Here is a 20,745-nt window from a genome sequence, read left to right on the forward strand (position 1 = left end):
ATTGAAGACGCGCAGTGTTCGCAAAGTGTTCATGACATAGGAAAGGGACACGGCATGTAGCCTTGGGGGCAGTTCAGATGTCGGATTTGCGTGATATATCAGTGAGCGCGAATATTAGTAGAACTTGATGCGATTGCCCTGTGGGCTGGCGCGGTAGACGCCAAAGGCCCGCGCCAGACCGCGGCTGACCAGGACCTTGGCCAGATCGTCCCCGTCGGCAGTGGTGACGAAGGCGTAGACGCGCTTGAAGCGGCCATCGCCGCGGGCATCGGCGAAGCTGGTATGCACCGTAAAGGGCCGTGCCAGTATCGCGCGGACCTCCTTGGCGGCGGTCTCGCCCAGGGACCGGGCGAGTTGGATGGATGCCGCCGGTGTGCCGGCGTAGCCGGAGATGCCGAAATAGCGTCGCTGTTGGCGCAGGCGCCTGGCGTCCGTGTCGTCGCTGACGTGCCACTCAAAGGTATCGGCGCCATAGACGCGGATGGTGTGTTCGCTGCCATCGGGCAGCCGCACCAGGAAGCTGTCACCGTCGGCCCAGTCGGTGACAACCAGTTGGCTGCCAGGAAAACTCTGGAGATCCTTGGCGAACAGCGTGCCGGCCAGCAGGATCGCCAGCAATGCCAAGAGGGCGAGGCCGCTGCGGTTGACGCCCGGACGGCGGGCTTTGGCGGACATGGACGGGTTGGCGATTGGCATCGATCAACGCTAAGTGTGAACTGCGGTCAACACCGCAGCGTCACGGAGCAGCGACGACCCGGAACTGATCAGGCAGCATGGCGGATGGACAGGGATCGGTCGATTCTCCGCCGTCGGCGGCCAGGACACAACCGGCCAGCGCAGACCCGGCGAGGTCCAACCACCACAGCCGATGGTCCGCCAGCATGATGCCTGCCCCTGGAGCCGTATGGGGATACAGCCCGGGCCATTCCATCAGCGGGCAGAGGACTCATGGACCAGGCGACGCCGCGCTGCCTGCGCTCGGGTCGCCGAGTTTGGTCAGGCGCAGTTCGATGCGGCGCGCATCGGCGTCGTCTACGGGACCATTGGGACGGACCGGAATCGTCTGACCGGCGGAGTAGGTGCGTACCTGTATCTGTTCCAAGGCCGCGTGGTCCGGATGCTGCGCGACATGCTGCGCGACAAATGCCTGCCAGGCCTGCCTGATCGCAAGCGCACGGAGCAGGCCTAGGTCATTGTTGGAGCCCGGTCGTAAACCGGCGATGGGCGCTGTACCGGCGAGCACTGGCGGCAGCCCGCCATCCAGGTTGCCGCGGGTCGTCTTCATCGGCATGCTGTCGGTGTGCCCGATGATCTCCAGCGTATTGACATTCTGCAAAGCATTGGCGTTTCGCTTGACGATTTCAGAGGCGATCTTCTGAAAGCCGCCTATCCGCAGGCTGTCGGTGGCAACGGCGGTCACCGTCGCCCCGCCGGATGGGAACAGCACGTCCGAGGGGATGGTAATGATGGGCGGTTTGTCGTTACTCCGCGCAAGTTGTTCAACCAGGCGGTCACGCTCCTGCTCAGCGTTCTTGCGTCGCTGTTCTGATTGCGCGATTACTTCTGCCAGTCCCCTGATCGCTTCCTGCCATCCGTCTTTGCCGGAACCGGCCAAGGCGCGCAGACGGTTGAGTTCTCTCTCTAACTCCGCCAGCTTCGACGTCAGCTTGGTCTGCTGATCGCGCAGGGCCGCGAGTTCTACGGTGAGCCGGTCCCGCTCCTGTTTCAGGACTGAGAGCATTGTGGTTAGTTTGCGGTTCTCTTCCTCAAGCCGTTGGCTCTTCGTTTGACAGGCCGCGAGCGCGTCGACATTCTGCCGCAGTTGTTCGCACGCCTTGATTTCTGCGATGGCCTTCCTGATGGTATCGCCGAAGGCCTGCTGGTATCGCTCATCGCTGCCCTGTGGGAGCGGCCCCATGCCCAATAAGTTCCGCAGTTCGATGATCTGTCCCTTGAACACATCTTCGCTGGGATTGACCAAGAACACGAACAGCACTACGGCCACCAGCGCAATGGCCGTGATGAACAGCGTCATGAACAGATCGCTGATGCTAGGCCAATACGAGACCTGATGGCCCGACTCATCGTCGCTGATCATGGCTCAGGTCTTCCCACCCGCATATCAGTCACACCCGGCTGCCGAATATGCGTCCGAATAGCCCGCGGCCCGCCAGTCGACCGAGTCGTTCAAGCGCCACGTTCAGGGCTTCAAGTTCCCGGGCCAGCCGTTGCTGCTGATCCGCGGCCGCGGTGGCTGCGCTGCCCAATTCCGCGGCCACCGCGCGGCCCTGCTCCAACAACCGGTCGAGGTCGCTACGCACCGCGGCGCCGGTCTGATGCAGCCGGGTCGCCTCGGACAGCCAATGCTGCCAACCGGCGCTGACCTGCTCCGCGCGCTCCAGCAGCGCCTCAATGCGGACGCTGGTCTCCTGCTGGGTGCGCAGTAGGGCTTCAACGGCCGGGCGTACCGTGTTGGCGTCGTTGGTCAGCTTATCGAAGTATGCTGTGAGGCCGGCGAGACGCCCCGTGGTTGTGGCGGCGGTCTGCTGCATGTCGGCCAAGGCCTCTCGGGCGCTGTCGAGTTGTTCAGTGATAGCTGTCATACGGTCGCTGGCGGCGACGATGTCACCGCGCGCCCCGACGATCAGATCCCGGGTCTGTGAGGACGCCTGAAGTGCAGCATCGATCCGGGTCTGGACCTGTTCGATGCGACCCACCGAGTTGGCGACCCGCGTGATCGCGTCGTTGGCGCTGCTGTGCAGGTTCGTGATGGTCGCCAACGCCGCATGAAGGGCCTCGCGGAACCCCTGTTGCGCGTCGTTCAGGCTGCCGCGAACCTGGCTCGCCGTCGCCATCAGCAGGCTGTCCACGCGCCCGGTGACAGCATCAAGGCCCGCATTCAGATCCTTTCGCATACCCTCGGTGGTAGCATCGCAAAGGGCCTGGACTGATCGGGTCAGATTAGTGATCGACTGGCTGGTATCGGCCTTCAGCGCGCGGTTTTCGGCCGCGACGGACTGCGCCGCATCGCGCAATGGCAGTGCGGCGGCATCAAGGCGCGCCACCGCGTCCTGACAGGCCGTCGCCAATGCCTGACTCGCCGCCTGGGCGATCAGACCGCTCGCGGACTGACAGGCGGCCTGGAACTGTGCCGGTAGCGCATCCGTCGTGTCCTTCAGCAGCCGATGAGACTCCAGCAGGTGTTTTGAGAGCATCTCACCGGCCAACTCCATCTGTGCTGCCGCCTTGTTCACATCAGTGGCCACTGCGAGCAGGCCATCGAACCGGCTGACCACGGGCGCAGTCGGTCCCAGATGATCGGCGATGGTCTTGCTGAGGATATCGAGCCTGGGGGCAAGTTGCTTGACGCCCCCGACAAAGCGATTCGAGGCCTGCTGTAGCGGCGGTGCGTTGATCTGGAAGCCCTGCGCCGCGTCGGTGAGCCGCTGCACGAATCCATCAAGGTTGCGCTGACTCGCAAGCATCTGCGCCGTCAGGTCTGCCAGTTGCGCCCGGACGCCATCGAGCTCCCGACTGAGCGACGGAGGCGGGAAGCGCACGAACAAGTATTCCAAATCCAGTTGGTCCAGTTCCCCGGCGAGGGTGCCGCGGTTGTGGGTATACAACCCGCGTACCATGGCGACGATGACGGTCAGCCCCAGTGCCCAGAGGCTCGGAAGGAAGGCCTGGCTCAGGTCATGGATCAGGTTCCTGGCATTAGCAAGACTGCCTGGTCCCGACGATGGCTGTCCGCCTTCGGCGTTGCCGCCAGCCCGACTCGTGCTGGTCGATTGTTGGGGCGCTGCACTTGTCACGCTAGCCGTGATGTCGAAATCTCTCAAGACCGGCTTAATACACAAAAGGGTGCCCGCGATACCGCAAACCAGAAGCAACCCGGCGATTCCGCCCGATAGCCGCGCCCAACGCCGCCGCGCCTCGCGGCGCGCGGAGACCTGATGCAACTCCTGTAGCGAAATGGCACGACCAGAGCGACGCGCATCCGCGGCGGCGCGCACGTGGTCCCCGAAGTGGGAGTCATCGAGGTGCTGAGCCTTGAGCCATCCGCGGTAATCGAATTTCGCATCGGAATCAGGTACACTCTCCAGTCCAAGGGTTCCGCGACGCAGGGCATCCCGTTCCGCATCGATACCCTTGTACGCCAACCAAGCGGCGACGATGCCGACCAGACCGATGGCGCCGACCACCAATGACAGGGAGTTCGGCAGAATTCCCAATGCTGATTCATCCACTACTGTGCTGCTCCGCTATTGTCCGGGCTCACCACCCAGACCTCGGCGCGTCGGTTGCGCGCCCGGCCCGCGTCGGTGTCATTGGTATCCACCGGCAGTTCCTCGCCGAGCCCGGTGGTAACGGCCTGCACGCCGAGTGTTGCCAGTCGTTCGGCCACCTGCCGGGCGCGCTCGACGGACAGCAGGAAGTTCTGCTGCTCACTGCCGATTGCGTCGGTAAAGCCCAGGATCACGACTTTGTGCCCTTGCGTAATCCTGGCCTTCAGGGGTCCGTTCAGCCGTTCCAGGTCTGCCAGGGCCTTGAGATCCAGTTCCGCCTCGTTCAGTGCAAACCGCAGATTAGTGGGGGACTGCTCCGCGCTGGTCACGTTTTGCCCGACCGCGCGCCCGAGGGCCGACAGGATCAGCGGGTCCGCTGCCGAACCGCCGGGTTTCGGCAACAGACGCAGGTCCACAAAACCCGCGGCCTTCACCGCGGACTGCCCGGCGTCGGAGGTGATCCAGGTCATCAGGTCCTTGGCGGCCGGTCGCGAACCAGGAGAGCGCGTCGCCAACACGCGATAGCACAGCGGGTAGTTCTCGGTGCCGATGGAGAAGTCGTTGGGCTTCAGTGCCGGGGCGTCTCGCGATGGTTGGTAGGCCACCAATTGGCCGACAGGGTGCCGTTGCCATTGGTGATGGAGCACGGCGCTCAGCGCGCCAGGGTCCGACTGCACCGTTGTGAACGGGTCCGCGACGACGCTCAGGGCCAGGGACGGCACGAGCCGCGCGATCATCGGCGCGGATGCGGCATCCGTGCCCCAATTGCTCAGGCCCAGGTTCGTCACCGGGGCATTGGCGCGCGCGGGATGGCCCAGCAGCGCGACGGCGTCCAGCGCGATGACCGCGGCATGGTCGCGCGCGGTCATCGCCTGACCGGGGAAGCGGGCGCTGAACTCTGCCTGGGCTTGGTTGTCCGGGGTCTGGTCGGCGATGACCAGATCGGCACGCCCGGCGAGCAGTGGGCGATAGGGATCGGGGTCCGCAACGCTGACCAAGACACCGGGGGCGATCACCGGGTCGTGACTCGCAACGAACCAGTGTTGGGCGTCTGACGCCGAGCGGATGGTACTGCCAGGGGCACGCGCCTCAAGCAATGGCAAGACCAGCGCCGACGCCAGCACCGGGCTGGTGGCGATGGTTACCGAGGCCGACAGGGTGTCGACGCCATCCCGGGCATCTACCAGCGCGCCAGTCAACGTGTCAACCAGTGTGGAAGGCGGCGCCGGTGGTGGCGGTGCCGGCCCCGCCAACCGTTGCGCCCGCTTCAGGCCCTTGTCCACGTCCACCAGTAGGATTCGGAAGGCCTGTCGTGCCTCGTCATCCTCGGGCGGTGCAGCGGCCTGGGCAGTTAACACGCCGGTTTTCAAGGTTTGGTAGTCCCCGACCAACCGCTTGGCCATCGCCTGTGCTTGAGCGCCTTTCGGATTGGGCCTAGCCGACCCGAGCAAGGCCTGCTGTTGCTGCTCCAGGTCTTCAAGCCGCGCCTGTAGCCCAGCCACCTCTGCCGTAGCCGCGGTGGTGACAGCCTTGCGCACGTCATTGCGCAGGCTTTGGCCCGCGTGCTGGAGTTCCTCCCAGGCCCGACCAGGATCAACGGGTTTGGATGTCTGCAATTCCAGTCCCTTCAACTGATCATTGAGCCCCGTCAATTGGGTCTGCAACCGATCGAGGCCGTCACGCCAGTGATTGCCCCCGAACAGCAGCAACAGCATCAACAGCAGCAGGGCAAAGGCTACCACGCCAACGACCCCGGCCACGCCCCAAAACGCCACCGGGCTCCGCTCCCGTAACGCCGTCAGCACCCGGACCGGCCGGCGCCATTGAGCGCAATCCGGATGATTCAGGGGGCAGACGCCGGGCTCATCGACCAGCACCGCCCGGGTGCGCGCATGGCGGCAGTGGCCGCCCGGTTCCTCGCAGCGAAAATAGCGCGCCATGTCAGTTCACCAGCGGCTCCAGAAGTTGCAGCTTGGGTTCCCACTCCCTGTATTCGCGCGAGGTGGGGCCGTACTGCTGTTGTAGTTCGGCGTGCCGTTGCCGGAGCAGATCGGTCAACCAGCCCGGATCGCGGCCAGTAAGCACCTCAATGAGTCGCGCGTGCAGGCGATCCATTCGCGGGCGATCCGGATTCTTGCTCGCCATCGCCAAGTCAGGCCCAAGCAACTCGGGTTTAACACCATACTTGCCTTCAAGGATCAGGAACACGCCGTTCTGATCGACCTGCACCACGCCGAGGTCCGCATGCTGACCGAGCCAAATCTCGGCCTCGTAGCGCAGCCGCATGGTGTCAATGTCGAGCAAGAAGAGATCGGGCCGCCGGTCCTGCTCGCCGTCAGGGTCGATGTTGCAGAAGTAGCGCGTGTTGGCGCTGCCTGTGCCGGCGGCGGCGCCTTGGTACTTGTTGCGTAGCGACTCGACCACGCTCGCGAAGCGCGCGGCGAGCCAGTAGTCCACCGTAAGTAGCCGGATCTGCCCCGGGTCTTCGTGCCTGAAGACCTCGACCAGATAACCCTGACCGGCGGGAATCGCCGACCGAAAGGTCGCCTCCAGGGTCGCCGTGAATGCGTGTTGGGGCAAGCCGAGCAGCAACACCCGTCGGGGCATTCTTGGAACCGCAATCCCCGCTCCCAGTAGTTGGGTCGGCTGCGTGTCGTCGCGCAGGTGCAGACACACCGCAGCCTGGCTTAAAAAGCCGCCGACCTCCGCCAAGAACTTCGGTTGATCGACCGCATGGCGCTTCTGCAGGATGTCCAACGCTGAATCCTCGAGGATCGGCTGCCCCTGCCGATTGGCCTCGTAGTCCAGATGGATCTGCTCCGCCTGCTGCCTGGCGAGGGGCCGCAACAAGTCTTCGATGGTGGTCAGCGCGTCCTTGCTCATGGCCGTGAGGGGTTGTTGCCCCCCGATGGCCTTCAAAATCTCCTCGCGCATCAGGGCCGCCGCGCTCTGCTGGTGTTGCGCGTGGCGGCGCATCCAGGCCAAGAAGGTGTCCAGTGCCGCCGGGTCGAACTCATACCGGTTCGCGGTGACGTTCTGTGCTAGGGCGCGCAATTCCTGGTCGATCTGGTTCCGCTCCTGCACCACCGTCTGGAGCAGCCCCATCAGCGCCTGCTGGACGGACAGAAAGCGGGTCTGCACCTGCGGCAGCCGGCCCGCGAGTTGGTTGACGAACCCGCGGTCCAATTCAGCCAGCCGTCGACGAAGATCCGCCTCATGCAAGACCCCGCAATCGTTGGCCTGCGCGTCGATCAACGCCTTGCGCCGGCCGGTGAGCCCGGCACTGAGCCGAGTGAGCTTGTCCCACTCCAAACGGCGAGCCTTGATGATCAGCTGCAGGCGGTCCCCGCCAGTGTGATCCGCTGCCGGGGGCTCCTGCCCGTCGCGGCGCAGCTGCGCCCCCAGTTCCCCAAGGACCTGGGGAATGCGCGCCAGCGCGAGCGACTGGCCGGGATTCAACCAGAACAGGGTCAGGGTCGCCTCCAGCCGGCGTACCGCCTCGTTCAGCCGGCCCCCTTGGTCGCCCTGGCGTTGGCCGATCAGGGCATCCACACCCCCCTGCTCAAACTGCCCCAGGTAGAACGCCTCGAACGCCCGCTCAATGTCCTGCAAGGTGGATGGGCGCGCGCCCGGCACGCGGGCGAGCCCGGCGGCCAGTTCGGCGAGGGCGGTGCGCAGCCGTTGCGTGAGCGCCTCGGCCCTCGGCACCGGCCGCCGCTGGTCTTCGATCGCCGCCAACAGGCCAGCCACCACGCCCGCAGTCGCCGCGCTGGAGCCGTCCGGCAGCAGATCGGCATACCCGCTGGTATCTTGCCAATGGTTGAACAACATCTGCCGGAGCGCACTCGCCAGCAGGTCCAGCGCCAGCAGCGTCTTGAGCTTCTCCGTCGGCACCTCCCAGCGGCGCATGCCGAAGGCGCTGAACCGGTAACTGCGCTCCGGTCGCACCAGGGGTTCGCCGGGAAAGTTGCCGAGAATGTCCTCGCCGCTCAGCATCTTTTGGGCGTTCGCGCTCATCTGCCCGATGCACCACGCAACGATGCGCTCGAAACAGGCCTCCGCGACCACCCGCAGTTGAGTTTCCAGCGGCATCCGCAGTTTGGCGCTATTGAGTGGGGCGGTGACGGTGACCTGGATGATCGGTTCTGCGCCGGAGAACTGGCCGCTGTTGATGTCGTCGCCGAGCAACTGAGGGTGCAGGCGACCACAGATCAGCGCGTTCAGATCACGCAGCCCGGTAAACTGGTTCTGGAAGAAGTAGCTGACGTCGACGCCCTGCGGGGTTGTGTCGGTGACATAGACATAAACAAACACAGGGAACTGATCGGTGCCGCCGCCGGAGTAGCAGGTGCGAATCAGCGTGATCAGGTCGATGAGCCCGCCACTGCCGGTGCCGCCACCGAGGGTCGCGAACAAATGAAAGGCACATTGTTCCTGGCGGCCGATAGTAAGCGTGCTGACCTTGCCAGTGACCGCCTCGCGGATGGCCTTGGCGTGCTTTGCGAACAGCAGCCGCCCGAATCGTCGGCGTTGGTTAGCCCCCTTGACCGTCTCGCGGCGGGAGAGGAAGTCATTGATGAGCGCCGAGTCGCCGATCCATGGGTTGATGTCCTGGCGGGACGCCAAGTCGCCGATCGCGGCCGGTTGATCGAAGATCAGCCAGTCGTTCGGCGGCAGCGCCAGGTTCTTGCCGAAGAGGCTCCAGGTGCTGCGCTCATTACGCACGTCGTCGCTGGAGTCGATGGCCAGAAACGCCAGGCGCACGTCCTGCCCTTCAAGTGCCTTAACATCCCGCGCCCGCTGCTCCATAACCTTGCGCAGTTCGCCCAAGGTGCGTCCGCCCTGCCCGCCGAGGCCGATAAAGAGATGGTTTTTCATTATGAGTCGCTGCGTTCCTTAGACCTGGGGATGGACGCGGATGTCGCTGACGGCCACGATGGGCACGATAATGACCTGCAGGCCAATGGCGATCCAGAACAGCGCGGCCAACACCGCGCGCAACTCGGCCGCGCCGACGGTCAGCTTGGATGTCGCGTCGCTTAGCGCCGCCTGGACCTGGGTCGTCACGGCGTAGGCCACCCAGGGGTTGTCGTCCGTCACGGTGAGCGGAAAGGCCCCCGCCGGGACCGCCTGAAGGGTCTCCCGGACCACCTCGTCGGGGTTGCGCATCTGACAGGGGGCGCCGGGACCCAGGGGGCCGGAGCGGGTCAGCGGGCAGCGCACCAGTGACGCGGCAGTCTGGATCAGGGTCTCCAGGTCGTGCCGATTGCGCAGGGCCATCTCGTTGTCGGCCGCACCAGAGGGCAAGCCCAACTGCTGCTGCGCGGTGACGAAGATGTCGTACCGCAACGCGGGATCGCTCGCGATCTGTTTCGGCAGCGTCGCGGCCTGCAGTTGCAGCCAAGTGCCGACACGCCCGGCACCGAGCCAGAACAGCGCCGAGCCGCCGATGACCAGCGCCGCGACGATGCCGAAGGCCGCCAGACCAGGGCGGGTAAACAGACCCCAGCGGGTGTTCCAGGCCAGGCCCCACAGCCAGTGCAGAACGGCCAGGGACAGAATGAGGGCGATCAAGGCCCAGAGCACGACCACGAGGTCCAGCCTGGCGATGACGAGCTGGTACACGAAGTTTAGCGAGTCGAAGTGGGTCATGCGCATCCCTCTGGGGTGACCGGCAACGGCAAGGCACAGGCCCGGCCGTTGCGGTCACCAGGATCGACGCTTCCGGTGGCCCAGGGCAGAACCCGCAGTCCGCCTAAGTGTACGCCGGTGGGGGGGGGGCAAGTCTAGCGCGGCGGCTTCAGCGGGATCTTGACACCCCCGTCAAGACCAGCGGTTACTGCTCCTTGCTACGGTGGGGCCAGGTGCCCTCGGTCCCAGGCACCCCTCCTACCGGCGCCGCCGTACTCGTTAAGGATACAGTGCCGCCCGGCCCCGGATAGCGCAAGGTTATGCGCACGTAGGAATAGGCGGTGACGAGTGCGATCAAACCGCCCAACAGGAATGCGATCCAGGTCGCGCCGCGCGCGCCCACCACCGCGAGACCGAAGGTGGCGAAGAAGCCTCCCCCCACCATGCCGCCGATACCGATCGACAATGCCCCGCCGATGCCGATGGTGCCGCCGCTGTGGTCCGGATCACTCATGTCATAGATTCTTCCGCTGTTAATCGTTTAGATGATCGGGCCGACGGGCGAGGGCGATCTTGCCACGAATCGGGATGGACGAAAAGCGCGAGATGGGATCGCAATGCCGTTAAGTTAAGCCACGTTGGCTCCCTCGCTCCTGCGTGGGAGCAAGGGCGGGCGCTCCGCGTCCATTGATAAGACGGGACGCGGAGCGTCCGCCCGGCATTCCCAGGCAGGAGCGTGGGAACGAGACGCCCGCGCCGGACCGCCTCGCGCTTAACTTAAGGGCATTGGGCAGAAACCGGGATGGACTCAAACAAGGGCCCGCGTCCGCTCATCCCCGCGGTCGGCAATACCCCCGATCCCGAAGCGCGACTCTAGCCGTTGCGGCATACCTGCTCAATCGGGTGAATACCCAAAGTGGGCCGCATCCTCGGCGGCAGGCGGACGCCGTCTGGCGTAACATAGGGTTTGCGGGCCTCGATCAGAATCCCGGCCACTGGGAGCGCCGCACCCCAGTGCGGCGCGATCTCGCTGGCGACCGCTGCGTTGCGTGCTGCGGACAGGCCGGGCCGCACTGGGGTGCGGCGCTCCCAGTCGGTCGGCCTGAAGGCCGACCGACACACCGCGGTGGCGGGAACGATGATCGAGGCCGCGGTGCGGTTAGTGATTTCCATCCTGCGGTATCAGAGCGCCGCCCGGATCTCGCCCAGGGCGCGGTGCACCGGCGCGGGCAGCCCCTCGCCCAAAGCGATGAGGAAGTCCAGGTATTCCCGCACCGTGGCGATCTCCCGCGGGCTGGCACCGCCGCCCACGGCGGCCCGGTAGAGGTCGATGATGCGCGGCGCCGTGGCGGGGTGCGGTTCGCTCTGAGTCAGCAGCAGGGCGGTCTCGTTGTCGGCCACGGCCACGGCGTTGTTGAAGCTGGGCTCGGCGGCGTGGCGCGCGACGGCCTGTTGGATCATCGCGTGCAGGTCATCGGGCAGGCCGGCCTGCCACTCCTCGATCCGGGTCGGGTCCCGGGTCAGCAGCTTCACCGCCGCCCACAGGGGGAAGTAGCGTGGACTGGGCGCCGCCGACTTGGCCAGCGCCTGGGCCAGATAGCCCTCCATCTTGACCAGGGCCTCACGGCGCGCCGCCGGCTCGCTATGGAGCCAGGCGCGGTAGCGCCAGGCGTTGCCCAGGGCACTCAGGCGCTCCACGGTGGCGGCCCGCCGACAGACCAGGGTCAGTTCATCAATGCTGGCCTCGATCTGTTCGACCAGGGCGATCCGCCGGTCCTCCCGCTGCCCGTCCGCGGGCTCGTTGCGCAGGGCCTGCCAGTGCTCGCCGACCAGTCGGACCCGGAAGTCGTTGCACAGTCCCAGCACGCGCAGCGCGCAATCACCGGTCTCCGCCTGGAGCGCACGTTCCAGCCAGGTCACGGCCTGGGCGTAGTCGCGCGTCTCGCCCCAGGCGAGCCCCAGGGCGGCGGCCAGGTCCGCCCGGGCCAACCAGACCTCAGTCTCGGTGTCCGGGATGGCGGCGACCAGGCGCTCGATGTCGGCGCGCCGTGCAGCCGTGGCCGCCGCGTCGTCGCGCCCCGCGCGCACCTGCATCCGGATACCCTGAATCAGGTTTTGCAGGTCGGCGACCAATTCGGCGGGGTCGTGATAGGGTCGGCGGGCGGCGGGCGCGCTCTCCACGGGCTGGATCCGCAGGCGAAAGGCGGGGTCCCCGTAACACTGGTAGGCACCCCAGGTGTTGACGTCGGGGAAGCGCCGCCAGACCTGCTCCCGGGCCGCGCGCACGGCCTCGCCGAAAAACTCGCCGGCCAAGAGCCGGGTGTAGAAGCATTCGGCGAAGCTCAAGCTCGCCTGATCGTTCACCGCCCAGCCCGCCGCGATCACCGCCTTGACCCCCATGCCGATGAACTGCACCGCCAGGTTCGCCGCCAGCTCGTTGTAGCGCGGCGGGACGCTGCCCTGGGTCTTGCCCAGGTGGCAGCAGTTGATGAAGACCAGTTCCGGCACCCAGCGCATCTGTTCCACGTCGCCGGGGGTGAGGAAGGTCTCACGGCCGATGACCATCCCGGAGCGCCGCTGCGCGCGTGCCGCCGCGGCCTGACCGCAGGCCGGGCAGGCGGCGGGGGCGGCGACGGACACCGGGAACTCGTGAACCCCGTGGCCGGCCAGGTGCAGGATGCGCCAGGCGTCCTTGTGCAGGCCGCTGAGGATGGCGTCGGCCTCCTCGTCGATGCAGTCCCGGACCTCGTAGTCGTTGGCGCGCAGCAGCCCGATCACCAGGTTGGCCTCGTCGCGGGCGCCGGGCAGGTCGCCGAAGGCGTCCCAGTCGTTCAGGTTGGGGTTGCCCACGACCAAGGCGCGGGGCTCGGTGGCGTGGCCGGGGTGGGGGCGATAGCGCGGGGTCTTGAGCTGGCGCACCATCCCGGCGCCGACCGCGGGCGGGCGCCCACGGTCGCTCCAGCGGTCCTCCAGAAGCTCCCAGGGGAAGCGGGCGGAGGTCTCGTCCACCAACAGCACCAGGTCGCCCTGCCGGGGTGCCAGTTCACGCAGGCGATTGGGCAGCAGCATCTCGAACAGGGTCTTGGCCGCCTCGGTGTTGGCGGCATCGCTGCGTGAGGCGTGCGCGATGAAGCTGTCGGCCAGCCGCAACTGACCGGCGGCCAGGGTGACCTCGGCGCGCGCCCGGTCGGTGGAGGCGATGAAGCGCAGGGCCTCGCCGCCGTCCTGACCCGCGCCCTCCTGGATAATCTCCAGGCGCTGCCACCAGTCCGGGGCCTCTTCGCAGCGGATGCGCCGCTGTCCGCCCTCGCCCGCCTCGATCACCCGCCGCGGCCAGTTCACCCGCGCGGCCATGGCGGCGTCCATGAGCGCCCCCTCCAGGGCGCGGGCGGCGGCAATCGCCAGGTCGTGATAAATCTCCAGAAACTCGAGGTGGTCGATGACCACCCGCGACCCCAGCCCGGCCTCGCGCAGACGGTCCGCGGCGGCCAGGGCGCCGCGCAGGATCGCCTTCACGGAGTCGGTCACCGTCATGCCCCCGGCCCCGGAGCCCACCAGCAGGCAGGAGACGCCCGCGGACCTGACCGTGCCGACGGCGCCGAAGCGCCCGTCCGGCCATCGCGAGATGCGCAGCGCATAGTCGATCAGCGTGTCCCTGACCACCGTCTCCAGGAGCCCGGGGGCCAGGTCCCCGACCTGACCGAGCCCTACCACCAGGGCCCCTGCCGGCCGCCCCCGCGGGCCCGCGCTGAAGAACAGGGCATGGCTGCCCGGCCGACCCGGGTAGAGCCCGAGTTGCATCCGCTCGCTCAAGGCCTCGTTGAGCCGCTGGTCCAGGACGCGCTCGGCACTGACGATGGTGTCCCCCAGATAGTGCCCCACCAGGACCGGATAGTGTGCATAGCCCAGGTCGCCGTGGCGGACGCCGACCCTCATGACCGGTGCCGCCGCCGGGGACTGCGGGTCCGGCGCCGCCGCGGCGTCGGGGTCCGGCGCCGCCGCCTGGCCCGCGTCGGGGCTGGCGGCGGCCGGCGCGGTCGTGGGCAGGGACGAGGTCGGGTCCCCGTCGGGCGTCTCGTCCGCCCGGTCCCCGGCGATCACCGATGGGTCAGCAAAGGCGGGCGGGTCCGGCAGGGTCCCGGGGGCGGGCGCCTCCTGCACCACCGCCGACCGTGGGGGCGGGGCGTCCTGGCCGGCGGCGGGCGACGTCCCCGCCGCCTCGATTGCACCGCGGCCGCGGCGGGTCCGGTTGGTGGCCATGGCGGAGGTCTCCTCTATCTTTCCGGTTACAGCCGCGAACTACGCGAACACCGCGAAGCGCCGTGCGGTCGCACTCCCCATGATCTGCGGGGTCTGGGTCAGCCGGCTGCTCGGCAGATACTGCCGGATGGCGTTGAACCAGGCGTCGTAATTGGCTGGTTTGAGCTCGCGCAGCGTTTTCAGGGCATAGTAGGTGAAGGCCCCGTTGGGCCGGCCCTGGAAGCTGGTGTCGTAGGAGTATTCGGTATCCTTGCAGCCGGCCAGGAGCAGGTCGCCGCCGGTGCGCCTGATCCCGCTGACCACCCGCGGGGCCGCGGCGCCGGCCGGGGGCAGTTCGTCCTTGGACATCCAGTCCGACAGCGGCATGAAGCGGGCGCGGGTATTGCCGGCGTCCAGGTCATCCTCCCGCCCGCGGATCACCGAGCCGGAATGGCAACTGTCGGAGATCAACAGGATGCGCACCCCGGTACCGGCGGACCTGAAGAGGGTGCCGATCTCGTCGTCCAGGAGCGGACCCTTGGTGCCGATGTCATAGGGGCAGAGCGCCTCGTCGCGCCCGTCCGGCTCGTCGCCCGAGCTGTCCGGCACCCAGGTGCCGTGCCCGGAATAGGTGAACAGCAGGGTGTCGCCGTTGTGGGCGGTACTGATCAGGTCACGGATGGCGCTGATCATGGCCGCCTTGGTGGCCTGCCCGTCCAGCATCTTCGCCACCGTGAAACCGCGTCGGCCCAGTTCCGCCGACCAGTCGTTGGCGTCGTTGACGCAGCCCTTCAGGTCGTTGGCGGTGCCGGGATAGTCGTTGATGCCGATGCACAGTGCCTTCTTGCTCATGGGGTTGGTTCTCCGTCGTTTACCTTCGGTGATGGATCGCGACCTGCGCTCTCTAAGGTAGCGGCGCGCGACCTGATCCGCTACCACAGAAGTTTGGTTGGTGAAGGCCGGTTGTGCAATGTCCGGGGTCGCGGAGGTCGGTCAGCCGGTGGCGGGGGGCGGTGTCGGAAAGGGCCTAAACCGCGACCACATTGGGAAACGTAGTTTTTCCGAGACCGGTGCCTCCGAAACTACGCATCTCGTTCTGGACGCGGTTTAGTAGGGCGTTTCGTCTTAATCTTGCGATTCGTCTGAGCCCCGAAGGGGCGTGACATACCAGCCCAGGGCAACGCCCTGGGATAGCGTTGTTTATTCGGCCTAGCCCTGAAAGGGCGTGACATAAGGAGCCATGCCGTTATGTCACGCCAAGAGCGCCAGGTTCCATGCCGGAAACCGTCCTCGATCTCGACCAAGCCAAGACCCGGCTCGCTGAGTTGGTCGAGCGTGCCGCCGGCGGTGCGGAGATCCTGATCGCCAAGGCCGGCCAGCCCCTCGCGAAGCTGGTGCCCCTGTGCAGCCCGCGCGACCGGCGCAGCCCCGGCGGCTGGCAGGGGAAGGTCTGGATCGGCGAGGACTTCGACGCCCCGCTGCCGCCTGAGCTGATCGACGCCTTCGAGGGGCAGCCGTGACGGGACGGTCGCGGCTCTTGCTGGACACCCATGCCCCAGCGTTCGAGCCCTATGAGCTGGATTTGATCTGGACCTGACGGACACAGCGAGGTCTTTCTGACACACGAGCCTTGCGTCCGGCCTGTGGGTGGAACAAAATCGAGCTGGAGCGCGACGCGGCGTAGACCCGTGTTGCACCCGTTGCACCAGGAGGACGCCATTATCGGCATCGGTGTCACCCAGCCACTGTACTTCGACACCGCCGCGACGACCCGGGTCGCGCCCGAGGTGCTGGCCGCCATGGTCGCCCAGCTCGCCGGTGCCGAGCGCTTCGCCAACCCCTCGTCGGCGGCCCATCTCCCCGGCCGCGCCGCGGCGGCAGTGGTCGAGGGCGCGCGCGCCGCCATCGCCGCCGAGTTGCGCTGCGATCCCGACGAGATCATCTTCACCTCAGGCGCCACCGAGTCCGACAATCTCGCCCTGCACGGGGTCGCGCTGGCCCACGCGCAGCAGGGTCGGCACCTGATCACCTCGCGGATCGAGCACCAGGCCGTGCTCGCCTGCTGTGCCGCGCTGGAGACTGAAGGCTTCCGGGTCACCTATCTGTCCCCCAACCGCCAGGGGTGGATCGAGCCCGCGGCCGTCGCCGCGGCGCTGTGCCCGGACACCCTGCTGGTCTCACTGATGCACACCAACAACGAAACCGGCGTCATGCAGCCGATCGCCGAGGTTGCCGCGCTGGCGGCGCAGCACGGGGTCCTGCTGCATGTCGATGCCGCCCAGGCGGCCGGCAAACTCCCGATCGATCTGCGCCAAACGCCGATCGATCTGCTCTCGCTCTCGGCACACAAATTCCATGGACCCAAGGGGATCGGCTGTCTCGTGGTCCGCAATCGTCGGCGGCTGCGGCTGCGGCCGCTGATGTATGGCGGCGGTCAGGAATTCGGGCTACGCCCCGGAACGCTGCCGACCCATCAAATCGTCGGCTTGGCGACGGCCCTGACGCTGGCCGCCCGGCACCGTGCGACGGATCTGGCCCATGTCGCCGAACTGAAGCATCAGTTCGTCGCCGGGCTGCGCGCGCGGCTGCCGATCCAGGTCCACGGTGAGGGTGCCGTGGTGTCGCCCTACATCGTCAACCTCTCCATTCCCGGCATCGGCAGCGACGCACTGATCAACCAGGTCGCACACGGACTCGCCATCGCCTCGGGCTCCGCCTGCTCCTCCGGCACCGTCGAGCCCTCCGCGGTGCTGCGGGCCATGGGGATCGAAGGCGACCTCTTATACGGTGCGGTCCGCGTCAGCTTCGACCGCACGCATTCATTCAACGACGTGACCGCCGCCGTGGACCTGATGGTCGCGGCGGTGCAGCGGATTCGGGAGTTGTCAGCGCAGTGAAGCTGACACGATCCACATCCCCCATTCGCTGCACAAGAGCATCAGCGAACGTGCCCGTCGCGACGGGATTACCCTGGATCACTGCGTATGTCTGCATCGCCGATGAAGGTCAAATTCTCTGGACTCAAGACGACACGTAGTCGCGCAAGTGTGCGCATGGACTCATCTGCTTCGTAGTCGGGATACTCCGGATTAGTCGCCTTGAGAATATAGCGCCCATCTGGCGTTTTGGTCACTAGGCGCAGCAAGTATTGATCGTCACCGCCTGCGTCTTGTCGTTCAACGACCATGACGTGTCCAGTAATGGAACCTGCGTGCGCCGGGTCAAGTAACTCCAGAAGCAGGTAGTCGCCGTCCTGGACGGGCGTCTTGCCGCCGTTCATCGAGTTTCCGATTGCGCGGGCCACAAAGTGTCGTGAGGGATCGAGGCGGCCATACTCCGAGCCGATACGGCAGGTGGCGTCCACATCGGTTCGGCCGCTTCTGAAATGTCCGCAGGCGATACGCAGGTTCGGGAAGTACGGGATCGTGCGGCCGGTCGTCTCGGGCGCGGGGGTCGGCCGGCGGAACGGGATGACCTTGGCGCTTGGTACGGTGGGCTCGTTCGCCTCGGCGGGCTCGGCGGGACGGTCGAGTCGCGGCTCATAGGCGGCAAGCCGGTAGTCGACCAGTTCGCGAACCATGGATTGAAAGGTCTGGATCTCTGCGTCCGATACATCGAAGTTCGGTTGGAATCGGCCTTCCCGAACGACGAACCAGTTCGTTGCGCTCCCTGATTTGTTGCCCCCGGTCCAGGCATTGATCGGGTTTCTCTTCCAGTGACCGAGCCATCCGCCCGGGTCGATGCTGTCGAGGTCGCGCAGGGCGCTGGGTAGGTCGCTGACAAAGCTGCGGCGGCGGCGAAAGACGGTCAGGGCTTGCGCGGCAAGATCTTCCAGGCGGGGCGGGTCGCGAAGGCCGTCGTTGTCGAGCAGAGACTCCAGCAGCACGGCCTTGTAGCTCCGCGTCATGTTGGTGGTTTCGACCTCCTGGAAGAATGCCTCATGGCTGAGCAAGCATGCGGATTCCGCCGGGGCTAAATCTTCCTGGTCGCGCACCAGGGCCCACCATTGACTGTGCAAGCGGCGCAGGTCCGCAATGCTGGACCCGCTACGGTAGAACTCGGCCAAGGTCGGGCGGCGACCCAGCGACTCCTTGAGCGACTGGTAGTCAGTCGCGGGTCCACGCCCCTGGAGACGAGTCAGGAACTCGATGATCTCGATATCGTAGTTTGCGTAACAGCCCGGTGGAAGGATCAGCGTGCCGTCGCGGGCGCGGCGCGCGAAGGCGCCCAAGGCCGAATAGCTGGTGCCGGCGCCGAAGAGTGCCTGGGGTTTGTTCAGGAAGCCCTTGTGGTTGCCGATGAAGTCCAACACCACCAGGCGTTCTTTGTCTGGATGTTGGCGCAGGCCCCGGCCAAGCTGTTGCAGGAACAATACTTTCGACTCGGTAGGACGGAGCATCAGGACGGTGTCGACGGCGGGCAGATCGACACCTTCATTGAACAGGTCGACTGAGAAGATGACCTGCAGTTCGCCGCGATCCAATTGTTCGAGCGCCGCGCTACGGTCGACTGGGGAGCCATGGTAGACGGCAGCAGCGCGGATCCCTTCGCGGCGGAAGCGCGCGGCCATGAAATCCGCATGGCGCTTGGAGACACAGAAGGCCAAGGTCCGGCCCTGGGCCTTGGCGCGCCAATGGGTCAAGGCATGGCGCGCACGCCCCAGGGTAGCCAACTTGTTGGACAGGGACTCGGGGTCGAAACGCCCGTTGCGCCAGGGGATCTCTTGGTAGTTGACGGTTTCGTCGTAGATGCCGTAATAGTGAAAGGGGCAAAGCAATCCCAGTTCAATGCCATCGAACAGGTGACGGGTGTAGACCAGATTGTCATCGCACAGGCTCAAGATATCGGACTGGTCGGTCCGCTCTGGCGTTGCCGTCAGTCCGAGAAGGAACCGCGGCCTGAAATGCTGAAGCAATTGACGGTAGATCGGGGCGGAGGCGTGGTGGAACTCATCCACCACGATGTATTCAAAGCGCTCTGGCTCGAACCGTTCCAAGTGACGGACCTGCCCCAGCGTTTGCACAGACGCAAACAATAAGTCCACGTCTGCGTCTTTCTGTTCGCCAGTGTATCGACCCACCCGCCTGCGAGGGTGAACGCGCTGGAAGCTGCCCTCGGCCTGGAGTAGGATCTCTTCCCGATGGGCAACGAACAGGACGCTGCTCGCGTGCATTGATGCACTGTCGAACGCCGCCAGGTAGGTCTTGCCGAGTCCGGTCGCCATGACCACCAAGCCGCGACGGTAGCCCGCGTCCCGCGTGGCGGCCAAGGCGGCGAGGGCCTCGCGCTGCACTTCCGTCGGCCAGGGTGGGGGATCTTCTGGATCGTTGCTCCCCGGGGCAACGGGGAGCCGCTGGACCTTGCGGCGCTGCTCGTAGCGATCGATCCAATCATGGTCCAGCGCGTGAACATTGGGATGCTCGAACAACACCTGGAACTCGGCCTGGATCTCACGGAAGCCAAGCGCGTGAGAGGCGGCCGGGTCGTCGGCCCAGTTCACCCGATAGTTCCATTCCAACCCGTCGGTGAGTGCGGTGCGGCTGATGTTGCTGGAGCCGACGAACGCCGCACCCCAAACCTCGCGTCCCTCCTGGTTCTGGACGCAGATATACGCCTTGAGATGGAAACTCTCGTCCTCGGCCTGAAATACGCGCACGTCGGCGCCGCGTTCGGCGAGGAGCAGGAGCCGACGCAGGGCCGGTGGGTCGGTGACGTCGAGATAGTCGCTGGTCAGGATGCGCAGTTGCGCACCGCGGGTCTCGATGGCGTCTGCCAGTGCATCGAAGAGTAACGTCAGGCCGCTCGACTTGATGAATGCGACCGCCAAGTCGATCCGGTTCGCATGACGGATGGCGGTAAGCAGCCGCGGCAGGAACGGATTGCGGACGCCGCCGGTGGTCAGGTACTGGGGCACTTCGACTCAGTCCTAACGAGCAGAGTGTTCAGCCAATATTCGGTCGCGCGATCCGGCCGCAGATCGGTCGTGATCCAGGTCTCCAACGCCTCCAAACTCCGGACTACTTGGAGCAGCGCGGTGAGGCCGGCCTCGTTAAGATCGGTGAAGCGCCGGCCGTTGTGGTCTCGCTCACCCTGGCCATACTTGAACGACGCGTAGATAACGCCCTGCGGCTTCAGGGCGCCGGCCATGCGGAACAGAACATCCGAGAGTTCGGCCGCACCAACGTGCAACAGGCTGGCACAGGCCCAGATGCCATCGAATCGACTGTGCCATTCCAAGTCCTCGAAACGCATGACCTCAACGCGAAGTCGGCAATAGGCTGCCGCGAGATCGGCGAGCGTCGGCGAAGCATCGAAGGCGGTAACCTTGTAGCCGCGTTTCCGAAAGGCGAGGGCATCCCGACCGGAGCCGCAGCCGGCGTCGAGAATGCAGCCCTGCTTCGGTAATCGCCACAGAAAGCGTTCGTACAGGGGCGACATATCGACTGCGATGGTATCGTCGAAAAACTGGCGCGCGTGACTCTCGTAGTAATCGCTGGTTGAAGCAGGCATTGCAGATTTTGGTATCAGGGACACGAGTCTCATTGTGCATCGACTCTGTAAGGCAATTGGCTCGCCTAGGCGGGCT

15 protein-coding genes are annotated in these 20,745 nt (G+C 66.0%); 2 read left to right on the top strand and 13 right to left on the bottom strand.

The annotated features are described in order from the left end of the window. Positions 1-114 precede the first annotated feature (114 nt). The 11 genes from QZY48_RS15060 to QZY48_RS15110 form a co-directional block, all read right to left on the bottom strand. On the bottom strand, positions 115-675 hold the full coding sequence (locus QZY48_RS15060; RefSeq protein WP_295432175.1) for a hypothetical protein: 561 nt from the start codon (positions 673-675) through the stop codon (positions 115-117). Positions 676-736: 61 nt separating this feature from the next. After that, complete coding sequence (locus QZY48_RS15065) at positions 737-883, bottom strand: hypothetical protein (RefSeq protein WP_295432178.1); 147 nt, start codon at positions 881-883, stop codon at positions 737-739. Positions 884-946: 63 nt separating this feature from the next. Continuing rightward, positions 947-2,098, bottom strand: a complete 1,152-nt coding sequence (locus QZY48_RS15070) for a hypothetical protein (RefSeq protein ID WP_295432180.1) — start codon at positions 2,096-2,098, stop codon at positions 947-949. A 28-nt stretch (positions 2,099-2,126) separates the two neighbouring features. After that, positions 2,127-4,250, bottom strand: coding sequence for a hypothetical protein (locus QZY48_RS15075; protein ID WP_295432183.1), 2,124 nt, complete (start codon positions 4,248-4,250; stop codon positions 2,127-2,129). Next, positions 4,250-6,229: an OmpA family protein gene (locus tag QZY48_RS15080; protein ID WP_295432186.1), complete on the bottom strand. Its 1,980-nt coding sequence runs from the start codon at positions 6,227-6,229 to the stop codon at positions 4,250-4,252. Before QZY48_RS15080 ends, QZY48_RS15075 begins: the two co-directional genes overlap by 1 nt. A 1-nt stretch (position 6,230) precedes the next feature. Continuing rightward, positions 6,231-9,167: a tubulin-like doman-containing protein gene (locus QZY48_RS15085; protein ID WP_295432189.1), complete on the bottom strand. Its 2,937-nt coding sequence runs from the start codon at positions 9,165-9,167 to the stop codon at positions 6,231-6,233. A gap of 18 nt (positions 9,168-9,185) precedes the next feature. Further along, positions 9,186-9,941: a hypothetical protein gene (locus QZY48_RS15090; protein WP_295432191.1), complete on the bottom strand. Its 756-nt coding sequence runs from the start codon at positions 9,939-9,941 to the stop codon at positions 9,186-9,188. A 184-nt stretch (positions 9,942-10,125) separates the two neighbouring features. Further along, complete coding sequence (locus tag QZY48_RS15095) at positions 10,126-10,434, bottom strand: hypothetical protein (protein WP_295432193.1); 309 nt, start codon at positions 10,432-10,434, stop codon at positions 10,126-10,128. A gap of 359 nt (positions 10,435-10,793) precedes the next feature. Next, positions 10,794-11,093, bottom strand: a complete 300-nt coding sequence (locus tag QZY48_RS15100; RefSeq protein WP_295432196.1) for a hypothetical protein — start codon at positions 11,091-11,093, stop codon at positions 10,794-10,796. A 9-nt stretch (positions 11,094-11,102) separates the two neighbouring features. After that, positions 11,103-14,180: a CHAT domain-containing protein gene (locus QZY48_RS15105; protein ID WP_295432198.1), complete on the bottom strand. Its 3,078-nt coding sequence runs from the start codon at positions 14,178-14,180 to the stop codon at positions 11,103-11,105. Positions 14,181-14,219: 39 nt separating this feature from the next. Further along, a complete protein-coding gene (locus tag QZY48_RS15110; RefSeq protein WP_295432199.1) occupies positions 14,220-15,011 on the bottom strand; it encodes a caspase family protein in 792 nt (263 codons plus the stop codon). A gap of 422 nt (positions 15,012-15,433) precedes the next feature. Between QZY48_RS15110 and QZY48_RS15115 the strand changes: the two genes are divergently transcribed. Together QZY48_RS15115 and QZY48_RS15120 are read left to right on the top strand one after the other, a co-directional pair. Next, positions 15,434-15,679 (top strand): type II toxin-antitoxin system Phd/YefM family antitoxin, encoded by a 246-nt coding sequence (locus QZY48_RS15115; RefSeq protein WP_295432201.1) that lies wholly within the window; start codon positions 15,434-15,436, stop codon positions 15,677-15,679. Positions 15,680-15,847: 168 nt separating this feature from the next. Then, entirely contained in the window at positions 15,848-17,056 is a 1,209-nt protein-coding gene (locus QZY48_RS15120; protein WP_295432204.1) for a cysteine desulfurase family protein, read from the top strand. A 68-nt stretch (positions 17,057-17,124) separates the two neighbouring features. Here QZY48_RS15120 and QZY48_RS15125 read toward each other — a convergent pair whose 3' ends face one another. Further along, complete coding sequence (locus tag QZY48_RS15125) at positions 17,125-20,073, bottom strand: DEAD/DEAH box helicase family protein (RefSeq protein ID WP_295432206.1); 2,949 nt, start codon at positions 20,071-20,073, stop codon at positions 17,125-17,127. Beyond that, positions 20,058-20,702, bottom strand: a complete 645-nt coding sequence (locus tag QZY48_RS15130; protein ID WP_295432209.1) for a bifunctional 2-polyprenyl-6-hydroxyphenol methylase/3-demethylubiquinol 3-O-methyltransferase UbiG — start codon at positions 20,700-20,702, stop codon at positions 20,058-20,060. The genes QZY48_RS15125 and QZY48_RS15130 overlap by 16 nt, the downstream gene beginning before the upstream one ends. Between the last annotated feature and the right edge of the window lie 43 nt (positions 20,703-20,745).

The sequence above is a fragment of the uncultured Thiodictyon sp. genome (genome assembly GCF_903828115.1).
GTDB lineage: Bacteria > Pseudomonadota > Gammaproteobacteria > Chromatiales > Chromatiaceae > Thiodictyon.

Coding starts and splice junctions, on each gene's coding strand:
- QZY48_RS15060 (WP_295432175.1), bottom strand. CDS start 675: ATGTCCGCCAAAGCCCGCCGTCCGGGCGTCAACCGCAGCGGCCTCGCC.
- QZY48_RS15065 (WP_295432178.1), bottom strand. CDS start 883: ATGCTGGCGGACCATCGGCTGTGGTGGTTGGACCTCGCCGGGTCTGCG.
- QZY48_RS15070 (WP_295432180.1), bottom strand. CDS start 2,098: ATGATCAGCGACGATGAGTCGGGCCATCAGGTCTCGTATTGGCCTAGC.
- QZY48_RS15080 (WP_295432186.1), bottom strand. CDS start 6,229: ATGGCGCGCTATTTTCGCTGCGAGGAACCGGGCGGCCACTGCCGCCAT.
- QZY48_RS15085 (WP_295432189.1), bottom strand. CDS start 9,167: ATGAAAAACCATCTCTTTATCGGCCTCGGCGGGCAGGGCGGACGCACC.
- QZY48_RS15090 (WP_295432191.1), bottom strand. CDS start 9,941: ATGACCCACTTCGACTCGCTAAACTTCGTGTACCAGCTCGTCATCGCC.
- QZY48_RS15095 (WP_295432193.1), bottom strand. CDS start 10,434: ATGAGTGATCCGGACCACAGCGGCGGCACCATCGGCATCGGCGGGGCA.
- QZY48_RS15100 (WP_295432196.1), bottom strand. CDS start 11,093: ATGGAAATCACTAACCGCACCGCGGCCTCGATCATCGTTCCCGCCACC.
- QZY48_RS15105 (WP_295432198.1), bottom strand. CDS start 14,180: ATGGCCACCAACCGGACCCGCCGCGGCCGCGGTGCAATCGAGGCGGCG.
- QZY48_RS15110 (WP_295432199.1), bottom strand. CDS start 15,011: ATGAGCAAGAAGGCACTGTGCATCGGCATCAACGACTATCCCGGCACC.
- QZY48_RS15115 (WP_295432201.1), top strand. CDS start 15,434: ATGCCGGAAACCGTCCTCGATCTCGACCAAGCCAAGACCCGGCTCGCT.
- QZY48_RS15130 (WP_295432209.1), bottom strand. CDS start 20,702: ATGAGACTCGTGTCCCTGATACCAAAATCTGCAATGCCTGCTTCAACC.